The organism is Myxococcus sp. AB025B (assembly GCF_006518215.1).
Classification (GTDB): domain Bacteria; phylum Myxococcota; class Myxococcia; order Myxococcales; family Myxococcaceae; genus Myxococcus; species Myxococcus fulvus.
In genome coordinates this window covers 1-3,817 of record NZ_SRLW01000512.1, presented here as the reverse complement: position 1 = coordinate 3,817, position 3,817 = coordinate 1, and the positions used below count along the sequence as shown (strand labels likewise).

Below are 3,817 nucleotides of genomic sequence, written 5' to 3'. Positions count from 1 at the left end.
GGGCTTCCCGGGGCGCCCTCGGACGTGGAGGCGCAGGCGGCGGACGCCCAGGCGCTGGTGACGTGGACGCCACCGACGAGCGATGGCGGCCACCCGCTGCTGTACTACGTGGTGCGGTGCGACCCGGCCTGCGGCGGCGCCATCGTCAGCGCGAGCGAGCGCCAGGCCACGGTGCTGGGGCTCAACAACGGCTTCAAGTACCTGTTCAAGGTCTCCGGGGTGAACGCGCGGGGCGAGGGCGACGCCTCCTTGCCGTCGGTGCCGGTGGTGCCCCAGCCGGGCATGTCCATCCCCAACCCCACGACGCCGGGTCAGCCGCGCGCGGTGAGGGCCACGCCGGGCAACGGCGCGGTGTTCGTCAGCTGGCTGGCGCCGGCGAGCTTCGGCGGACGCGCGCTCAAGCACTACCTCGTCACCGCCGAGCCCGGGGGACACTCGGTGACGGTGGACGTCAAGGCGGGGAGCGCGAACGTCCCGGGGCTGCCCAACGGCACGCCGCACACCGTCACGGTGAGGGCCGTCAACGACGTGGGCGAGGGTCCGGGTGCGCAGGTCGGTCCGGTGACGCCCAAGCCCGGCGGCGCGCCGGCGAGCTGGGTGTCCGGCTACTACGTGGGCTACCAGCACCGCTCCTACCCGCCCGACGCGGTGGACTTCTCGGGGATGACGCACATCATGGTGGGCCGCGTGCGCCCCCGCTTCGACGGGACGCTGTTCACGGACTTCGACGTCTCCGACCTGGAGGGCCCCGCCATCGCCCGGACGCTGTCCACCCGGGCGAAGGCCGCGGGGAAGATACCGCTGCTCATGATTGGTGGCTTCGGCGAGCACGACGGCTTCGTGCTGGCGTCCACGGGTGAGAGCCGCATCGTCTTCGTGCGCGAGCTGCTCAAGACGATGGATGAGCTGGGCTACATGGGGCTGGACCTGGACTGGGAGCCCATCAACCTGCCGCCCGCGGGCAACGACGGGGAGCTGCTCCTGGCGCTCATCGACGAGCTGCGCGCGGCCCGTCCGGACATCATCCTCACGGTGCCGGTGAACTGGCTCAACTCCAACTTCGGGATGCCGGAGCACGAGGCGAGGTTCATGAAGGAGCTGGGCTCGCGCGTCGACCAGCTCAACATCATGTCCTACAAGATGAGCGGCCACTGGGGCGGCTGGGAGAGCTGGCACTCCAGCCCCCTCTGGGACGAGGCGCAGAACCGCCCCAGCTCCGTCGCCAACTCCGTGGCGGGCTACATCCGGGCGGGCGTGCCGCGCGGACGGCTGGGCGTGGGCATCGGCTTCTTCGGCACGTGCTGGCAGGGCGTGACGGAGCCCCGCATCCCCCTGGACGGCCGGCCCGACGTCAACGAGGGCCAGAGCGACAACGCCATGAGCTACGCCAACATCGTGGACAAGTACCTCCAGGACCCGCTGATGAAGCGGCACTGGGACGAGCGCGCGGCCTCGCCCTACCTGTCCGCCTCCGACGTCACCGGCGCGGGCCACTGCAACTACGTCTCGTACGAGGACGGGCAGTCGGTCGCGGTGAAGGGCCAGTGGGCACGCGACGAGGGACTGGGCGGCACCATCATCTGGACCATCAACCAGGGCCACCGCCCCCTGCAGCCCGCGGGCAGGAAGGACGAGCTGCTGCTCCAGGTGAAGCGCGCCTTCCTGGACCCGTGAGCCCCCAGGTGCGCGAGGCGTCGTCCCCCCGCGCACCCGGACGTCACCCGCCGCCTACGGCGTGGACTTGGACTGCTTCGCCTGCGCGGGCACCGGGAAGCCCCGCTTGCGCATCAGCGCGTTGATGCCGGCGTCGCGGCCGCGGAAGGCGCGGTAGCCCTCGGCCGGGTCCACCGTGTTGCCCACCGAGAACACGCTCTTGCGCAGCTTCTCCGCCACGGCCTTGTCGTAGGCACCCTTGCCCTCGGTGAAGGTCTCGTACGCGTCCGCCGTCAGCGTGTCGGACCACAGGTAGCTGTAGTAGCCCGCCGAGTAGCCGTCGCCCGCGAACACGTGGCCGAACTGCGGCGTGCGGTGGCGCATCACGATCTCCTTCGGCATGCCCAGCGCCTTGAGCGTGTCGCGCTCGAAGGCGTCCGGGTCGATGCTCGCGTCGCCGGCCAGGTGCAGCTTCATGTCGATGAGCGCGGAGGACAGGTACTCCACCGTGCCGAAGCCCTGGTTGAACGTCGCCGCCTTCTCGATGCGCGCCACCAGCGCCGGGGGGATGGGCTTGCCCGTCTGGTAGTGCAGCGCGAAGGTGTTGAGCACCTCGGGCGTGGACAGCCAGTGCTCCAAGAGCTGCGACGGGAACTCCACGTAGTCGCGCGCCACGGCGGTGCCGGACAGCGACGGGTACGTCACCGACGAGCTCAGGCCGTGCAGCGCGTGGCCGAACTCGTGGAACAGCGTGCTCGCGTCCTCCCACGAGATGAGCACCGCCTCGCCGGGCGCCGCCTTCACGAAGTTGGAGTTGTTGGAGACGATGGTCGTCACCTCCCCTCGGAAGCGCTCCTGGCCGCGGTACGCGTTCATCCACGCGCCCGAGCGCTTGCCCTTGCGCGCGTACGGGTCGAAGTACCACAGGCCCACGTGCTTGCCGCTCGCCTTGTCCTTCACCTCCCACACCCGCACGTCGGCGTGGAAGACGGGCACGTCCGTCACCTGCTCGAAGCTGAAGCCGAACAGCTCGCCGGCCACCCAGAACATGCCCTCGCGCAGCTTCTCCAACTGGAGGTAGGGCTTCACCTCGTTCTGGTCCAGGTCGTACTTCGCCTTGCGGACCTTCTCCGCGTAGTAGCGGTAGTCCCACGGTTCGATCTTGAGCTTGGCGCGCTCCTTGTCGGCCACCTTCTGCATGTCCGCGACCTCCTCGCGGACGCGGGCCACGGCGGGCTTCCACACCGCCTCCATCAGCTCCATGGCGCGCTCGGGCGTGCGGGCCATGGCGTTCTCCAGCCGCCAGTGCGCGTGCGTGGCGTAGCCGAGCAGCTTCGCTCGCTCGGCGCGCAGCTTGAGCACCTCCGAGATGATGGCGTTGTTGTCGCGCTCGTCGCCGTTGTCGCCGCGGTTGACGTAGTTGCGCCAGACCTTCTCGCGCAAATCCCGGCGGGACGAGTACGTGAGGAACGGCTCCATGGAGGAGCGCGTGTTGGTGATGACCCACTTGCCCTTCTGGCCCCGGGCCTCGGCCGCGGCGGCGGCGCCCGCGCGCACGGAGTCGGGCAGGCCCGCCAGGTCCGCCTCGGACTCCAGGACGACGGTGTAGGCCTCCTCGTCGCCGAGCACGTGCTGGCTGAAGGCCGTGTAGAGCGAGGCCAGGCGCTGGTTGATGGCGCCCAGGCGCTGCTTGGCGGCGCCGTCCAGCTTGGCGCCGGAGCGCACGAAGCGCGTGTGGTGCAGCCACGCGAGCCGCTGCTGCTCGGGCGTCAGCTTCGCCTTGTCGGGCGAGTTGTAGACGGCCTCGATGCGGCGGAAGAGGGCCTCGTTCTGGAAGATCTCATCCTCGAACGCGGCGAACTTCGGCGCGAGCTCGCGCTCCACGGCCTGGTACTCGGGGCTGCTCAAGGACGAGCCCCAGATGCCGTAGAGCGTCTCCACGTTGCTCAACGCGCGGCCGGCGTCCTCCAGCGCGGCGAGCGTGTTCTCGAAGGTGGGCGGCTCCGGGTTCGACGCGATGGTCGCCAGCTCCTTGCGGAAGGTGTCCATGGCCGCCTCGATGGCGGGCTTGAACAGCTCCACCTTCACCTGGTCGAACGGGGGCACGCCGCCATGGGGGCCGCTCCACTTCGCCAGCAGGGGGTTGGCGGGAGCCACGGGGGCC

2 protein-coding genes are annotated in these 3,817 nt (G+C 70.2%); one reads left to right on the top strand and one right to left on the bottom strand.

What is annotated here, in order from left to right; genetic code table 11:
- Positions 1-1,674, top strand: a 1,674-nt coding sequence (locus FL311_RS41815; protein WP_228557446.1) for a glycosyl hydrolase family 18 protein, incomplete at its 5' end; no start/stop codon positions are given.
- 54 nt (positions 1,675-1,728) lie between these two features.
- Here the strand turns inward: FL311_RS41815 and FL311_RS41810 are convergent.
- Complete coding sequence (locus tag FL311_RS41810; protein WP_141333190.1) at positions 1,729-3,810, bottom strand: M3 family metallopeptidase; 2,082 nt, start codon at positions 3,808-3,810, stop codon at positions 1,729-1,731.
- Positions 3,811-3,817 lie beyond the last annotated feature (7 nt).